The following is a 6,328-nucleotide window of genomic DNA, read 5'->3' as shown; positions in this document are numbered from 1 at the left end:
GCCTGTGCGCTCTTAGATAAGTACTCAGCTAAACTACAGCTCTCAATGTCCGCCGCCTGTTGAATCATTGCTTTTGTCTCTGGTGTGATTCTTGCTTCTATTCGAGTTAGTGTATCGTCCATAATTTTTTGATGCCTGTTTATATTATTAATTTTATTCGGCATAATGCCGGAGCGTCAATAAATAACAACAAGGTCACTTTATGAACGATCGACCTGCGACTTCGACACTCTAATCACCCGATCCCAAGTTTTTGACAACTTGAAGCCCTTGTTCTTTCATTGGTTTTTCGTGTATTCACGTAGTTAGATTGAGTATCAGGACACTTTTAGAAATTTTTTAGTCGTTCCCGTCTGGACTGGTTTCTCTCTCCATATCACAACAACTCGATCGGGTGCCTGTTAAATTTGGGATACAAACCAATCGAGGAAACAAAAAATGAAAGTTAACAAAAATCGCCAACCAGTTCGATCGCTCGAAGACAGAACAGGACTTGCCGCAGATGAAAAGCACCCAGCAGTCAAAGTTAGAGAGGGGATGAGACAGCGCGTTGCAGCCTACAGCCTTACATTTGGATTTTTGGGTATCTGAGTTTGGTGTGCTATGCCCAAAGATCGTGAACTATCTGAAGCTTACCAGCCCACTCAAGAGCAGATCGTCTAAGCCAGATGTCCCAAATACTATGGTGCTGTAACCGACGAGTGCAGGTATCGTCACGTCAGATAGTTGATAGCAGGTTATCGGAATCGGTTATATGTAGAGTTACCGCTAATTGGCGGCGCGATTGGATACCGATAGATATTTCCTAACACCGCGATAACTTAAAACTATCTGTAAGCGTTGGTGGTTGACTTTAATTACAGGCTGCCCCGCTGGGATTTTGGGATTCTTAGGCTTTGAGGTATAAAAAGATACTCAATATTTTCAAATATAATCCAAACGTAACCCAGTAGACACGAATAAATAAGCGATCGAACCCAGATCGGGTAAAGCCAAAATATGAGTAGAAACTCGAAAACCCCGCGCGGGGCGAGGTTTGAGGAGATGGGCAACCCGAGGCTCGAACTCGGAACCAACGGATTAAGAGTCCGATGCTCTACCATTGAGCTAGTGGCCCTGAATACTCAATTATTCTAACACCAAACCAATTACTAATTATTAATAGAGCAGTGGAAGTCGGTCAACCTCATTTATGATGGAGACTGGAGCTAAGTTCGGACAAACCAGGATCGCAACTTTTGCTGTCTGCTCAAGATTGCCCTACCAACAAAGAACCGTTACTTGTGCTGTTGGATCGGCATCGGCGATCGGTTACAGCAGGACTTGTGGTGGCTAGCAGTCACAGTGGGTCATCGATTTGATTATCGATGCCAAAGATTATTTTCAGTGCTTTGGCTGCGATCCGCAGGTGTGAACTGTACCCGCTCGATCCCGATCGTCCCCGCTAATGGATCTAGATCCAGTCAAAGCTGTAGCTAGCGGTGCGGGCGATCGAGTCTAACTTGCTACATTGTTGCTCGGGCACAGCCCCTATTCCCCGCCAGAGTCCGCCACATCTGACCTATTATATGAACCACGCTGCGATCGCTTCATCGTCTTTTACTGTCACGACACCGCTATACTACGTCAACGATATCCCGCATATCGGTCATGCCTACACCACGATGGCTGCCGATACGATCGCCAGATGGCAAAGACTCAATCGTCGTGATGTGCTGTTAATTACTGGCACAGACGAGCACGGGCAAAAGATCGAGCGGACGGCGATTGCCGCCGGGGTAAATCCTCAAGTCCACTGCGATCGTATCGTTGCTAAGTTTGACTCGTTGTGGAGCAAGCTAGATGTCAAATACGACCGATTTGTCCGCACGACATCTGCCAATCATCACGCGATCGTCAATGAATTTTTTGGGCGGGTGTGGGATCGGGGCGATATTTACAAGGGTACGCAACAGGGTTGGTATTGTGTTTCTTGCGAAGAGTTTAAGGAAGAACGCGATCTCCTCGCCGACAAGCACTGTCCCTTACATCCCAGCAAGCAAGTAGAGTGGCGTGACGAAAGTAACTATTTTTTTAGATTATCTAAATACCAACAGCAATTAGAAGCTTTGTATGCAGCGCGTCCCGATTTCATCCTCCCCCCGAGTCGTCGCAATGAAGTTTTGAAATTTGTGGCGCAAGGGTTGCAAGATTTTTCGATTTCCCGCGTGAATGTGGATTGGGGTATCCCGCTACCTACCGATCCCGAGCAGACAATCTATGTCTGGTTCGATGCGTTACTCGGGTATATGACTGCCTTGCTCGATCCCGATGTCCAACCCACGCTAGACAATGCTCTGGGCAAGCGGTGGCCGATTAATTTACATTTAATCGGTAAGGATATTTTACGCTTTCATGCTGTCTATTGGCCAGCCATGTTAATGTCCGCAGAGCTACCACTGCCAGAGCGGGTATTCGCACACGGTTACTTTACCAAAGATGGGAAAAAAATCAGTAAAAGTGAAGGCAATGCGATCGACCCGATCGATTTAGTCGATCGCTATGGTGCCGAGCCGTTACGGTACTACTTTCTCAAGGAAATCGAGTTCGGTCAAGATGGTGACTTTAATGAGTCCCGCTTTATCGATATCGTCAATGCCGATCTTGCTAATAGTTTGGGGAATTTAGTCAATCGCACTATTAGTATGGCTAAAAAATATTGTCAGGGTCGAGTGCCTAGTAACGCTAGCGAGATTGCCGACGACAATCCCCTCCATGTATTAGGACAAACCCTGGGCGCACGGGTCGATGTTGCTTATCAAAATTTAGCCTTTAAGGATGCTTGCGAGGCAATTTTTAGCTTGGTATACGCGAGTAATAAATATGTAGACGATCTGGCTCCATGGACGCTATTTAAGCAAGATAAACAGACTGAATTAGCCCAAGTACTAACTGCTGTGCTAGAGTCCATCCGGCTGTCAGCTTATTTACTGTCGCCCATTATCCCCAAGATCGCTACCGATATCTATCGCCAACTCGGATTGGATGTAGACTTTGACTCGATTTGTGGTGCCGATAATTTACTCGATCCTGGCGACAAGCCAGCACTTCCTGCCGATTGGGAACAGCATCGCAAGTGGGGAATTTTAAAAGCTGACAGCAGCCTGGGCGAGCCGCAGCCAATTTTTGTCAAGTTAGAGTTAGGGTGACATGTGAGTAATTAATCTTTTTTAATCTGTTATGCTCGATATGGTAAATCGAGTGTAACCGATTGGCTCGAATCCATAAATCAACCTTTTTTTAAACTCTCAATTTTAAAACTTTTTTAAATTTAAAATCAGATTTATAATGATGAACAGTTTCAACCATGATGAAAATTCCATATTTTCAGCCCAGCAAGTTCTCGAAAATCGCGGCAGAGTCGCAATTTTTGTCGATGGGTCTAATCTATTTTATGCAGCACTACAACTAAATATTGAAATCGATTACACCAAGCTGCTGGCACGCCTGACTGGCGGTTCCCGGCTGCTTCGGTCTTTTTTCTATACTGGAGTCGATCGCACCAATGAAAAACAGCAGGGATTTTTGCTGTGGATGCGGCGGAATGGTTATCGAGTCATTGCCAAAGATTTGGTGCAACTACCAGACGGTTCTAAAAAAGCCAACCTCGATGTCGAAATCGCCGTCGATATGATGGCATTGGTGGGATCTTACGATACAGCAGTTTTGGTGAGTGGCGATGGCGATTTGGCGTATGCTGTCGATGCTGTGAGCTATCGGGGTGTCCGCGTCGAAGTAGTCAGCTTACGATCGATGACTAGCGATAGTCTGATCAATGTCTCCGATCGTTACATCGATCTGGAAAATGTCAAAGAGGAAATCCAGAAAACGCCCAGAAACAATAACAATATTCTCGGCGTCACTCCCGATTATCTAGACTTAGATCGGTTGTAGGAATGAGAAAAATTAGGTCGAGGATGACAGTAGATCGTTGGATCGGACTTGGTTTGACGATCGCGATTGCAAGCATCAGTAGCTGTCGTCCAGCGCCTAAGCCACCACCTAGCCCTAAACCAAAACTGATCGCCGCTCGGCTCGAACTAGACAATCTCAGTTTCGAGCAAGTAGATAAACAAGGCAAACCCTTGTGGAAAGTGCGTGCCGAACGCGGTGTCTACACACCCGACGGCAAGCGTGCCAAAATTACTAACTTAAGTGGCGATCTCTATCAAGATGGCAAAGTTGTCCTGCGGATCGTCGCTAAGGCTGGCGAAGTCGAACAAGACGGCGAAAAAGTGCTGCTCAGTGGCGATGTCGTGGCTACTGAAACTCGCAATAACTTAGTAATGAGCGGTCAAACAGTCGAATGGCAACCCAAAGCCGATTTGCTGACGATTCGCGATCGCGTCCAAGCCAATCAGCCCAAATTTCAAGTGAATGCGACTGAAGGGAGATACGTCAGCCGCAAGCAACAGTTGGATCTCAATGGTAAAATCACGGCAGTTGCTACCGAGCCACGCTTAGCGATGCAGACCGAACATCTGACCTGGCTGGTGAAAGACCAAAAAGTTATCGGCGACCGACTGGCGCAAATGCAGCGCTATCGCGGTAGTGCCATCACCGAGCGAGTCACTACCAATCGCTTCTCTACCGTACTCGATCGTAAAATTGTCAATCTACAAGGTCAGGTGCGATTGAATGCTGTCAATCCGCTCATTCAGGTCGATGGTGAATCATTTGGGTGGGATCTCGATCGCGAATTAGTTACCGCCGATCGACCCCTGACGATCTTATACCCTCAAGAAGCACTCGTATTTACCGCCAGTACTGGCGAATTGGCACTCAAAGCCGCGACGGCGACACTTGCAGGCAATGCCATTGGCACGTCCAGCCGCAACCAAGCAAGACTTCGCAGCGATCGCTTAATCTGGCAAATCTCTTCCCAACAACTCACTGGAACTGGTAATGTAGTTTATCAACAAATTAATCCAGCGATTAAATTTACTGGTACTCGTGGCATTGGCAAGCTACAAGATCGCTCGATCGTGGTGAGCAGTGATGGCAAGCAACGAGTTCAAACTGAATTTATCCCCAACTAACTATTCTCCCTAAAGCCTAGAGCCTAAAGCCTAACTTTCCCCACTCCCCAAGTCCCGTGTACCAGCCTGAATCTAGAGAACAACTAAAGCAGCGTCACCAGCAGTTACGACAGCAGCGACGCATTAGAGTCATTACCTCTGTATGGCGATTTACCTGTACGCTCGGGATTGTAGCTGGCTTGGGATGGGCAATCGGTCAGCCCGATTGGACGATTTCCCAACCCGAGCAGATCCGCATCGAAGGCAACCAATATCTCAGCGACGCAACGGTGCGATCGATGTTGGCAATTCCTTACCCAAAACTCATCATGGAATTAGCACCCGCACAGCTAGCTACGCAATTAGTCGAGCGCAGTGCCGTTGCCAATGTCAAGATCGATCGTGGCGTCCTACCGCCCCATCTGATCGTCCAGATTCAAGATTTTCCGCCAGTTGCGCGGATTATGCAGACTCAAACTACTCACGCTCAAATATTTATCGACGAACGCGGGCTACAATTGCCAATTTCTAGCTATCGTCCGGCGGTGTGGCGAAATCTGCCGACATTACAACTCAGACTGCCAGCCCAAGGCACCTGCTCTAAATGGCCGCAACTCTACCAAGCGATGCGGACTAGTCCGGTCGCGATCGGGATTGTGGACTGTCGCAATCCCCAAAATTTAATTTTGCAGACGGAACTAGGTACGGTTAGATTGGGAGCGATCGGCGATAAGTCGCGACTGGATCGACAAATGCAGCAGCTCGATCGACTCCGCAATTGGCAACAACACACTCTACCTGAAGTAGAACAGCTAGATCTCGATAATCCCGACTCTCCTGAGTTCCAGCTCAAGCGGTCTACTCCAGCTCCCAGTCAGGTTATCGAACCAACGCCATAGAGGTGCAGTCTTGATACTTAATACATCAAACTACATAAATAGTATGCGCGCAGCGATATCTAGATTTGAAAATAAGTAATCTACAATCTCTACATTATAGCTGAACAATTATCTATCTCAAGATCGATGTTGTCGCAGTTTGGTCAATTTCACCCAAATTCTATACCCCAGATGTCTAAGTAAGCTCCAAAAATACCTATAATGCGGGTTACTATGCTTTAAATGGTTTACAAATAGCTAGCGCATGACTAACTCTATTCCACTTTCGTATCCAGGATTCAAAAGCCACTCAATCCGAGATGGTTACAACATACCAAGGGATGAACAAATGTCTGAAGGTATCACTTTTAGCAACGCCGCTCGGATCAAAGT

At 46.9% G+C, this 6,328-nt stretch carries 6 protein-coding genes and 1 tRNA gene; 5 read left to right on the top strand and 2 right to left on the bottom strand.

Annotated features, from left to right (window positions below; all coding sequences use genetic code 11):
- On the bottom strand, positions 1-122 hold a 122-nt coding region (locus RMO35_RS00075), incomplete at its 3' end, for a DUF1778 domain-containing protein (protein ID WP_309737692.1).
- Positions 123-438: 316 nt separating this feature from the next.
- On the opposite strand from RMO35_RS00075, the gene RMO35_RS00070 reads away from it, so the two are divergent.
- Positions 439-591, top strand: coding sequence for a hypothetical protein (locus RMO35_RS00070; protein WP_309737691.1), 153 nt, complete (start codon positions 439-441; stop codon positions 589-591).
- Positions 592-1,045: 454 nt separating this feature from the next.
- On the opposite strand, the gene RMO35_RS00065 is transcribed toward RMO35_RS00070, so the two are convergent.
- Positions 1,046-1,117 (bottom strand) — tRNA-Lys (locus RMO35_RS00065).
- A gap of 451 nt (positions 1,118-1,568) precedes the next feature.
- On the opposite strand from RMO35_RS00065, the gene metG reads away from it, so the two are divergent.
- The 4 genes from metG (at position 1,569) to RMO35_RS00045 (ending at position 5,956) form a co-directional block, all read left to right on the top strand.
- Positions 1,569-3,188, top strand: a complete 1,620-nt coding sequence (gene metG / locus RMO35_RS00060; RefSeq protein ID WP_309737690.1) for a methionine--tRNA ligase — start codon at positions 1,569-1,571, stop codon at positions 3,186-3,188.
- Positions 3,189-3,327: 139 nt separating this feature from the next.
- Complete coding sequence (locus RMO35_RS00055) at positions 3,328-3,933, top strand: NYN domain-containing protein (RefSeq protein WP_309737689.1); 606 nt, start codon at positions 3,328-3,330, stop codon at positions 3,931-3,933.
- 23 nt (positions 3,934-3,956) lie between these two features.
- A complete protein-coding gene (lptC, locus tag RMO35_RS00050) occupies positions 3,957-5,078 on the top strand; it encodes an LPS export ABC transporter periplasmic protein LptC (protein WP_309737688.1) in 1,122 nt (373 codons plus the stop codon).
- Positions 5,079-5,134: 56 nt separating this feature from the next.
- Positions 5,135-5,956, top strand: coding sequence for an FtsQ-type POTRA domain-containing protein (locus tag RMO35_RS00045; protein WP_309737687.1), 822 nt, complete (start codon positions 5,135-5,137; stop codon positions 5,954-5,956).
- The last annotated feature ends 372 nt before the right edge of the window (positions 5,957-6,328 follow it).

The organism is Chamaesiphon sp. OTE_20_metabat_361, assembly GCF_031364565.1.
This window is presented reverse-complemented; position numbering and strand designations above follow the sequence as displayed.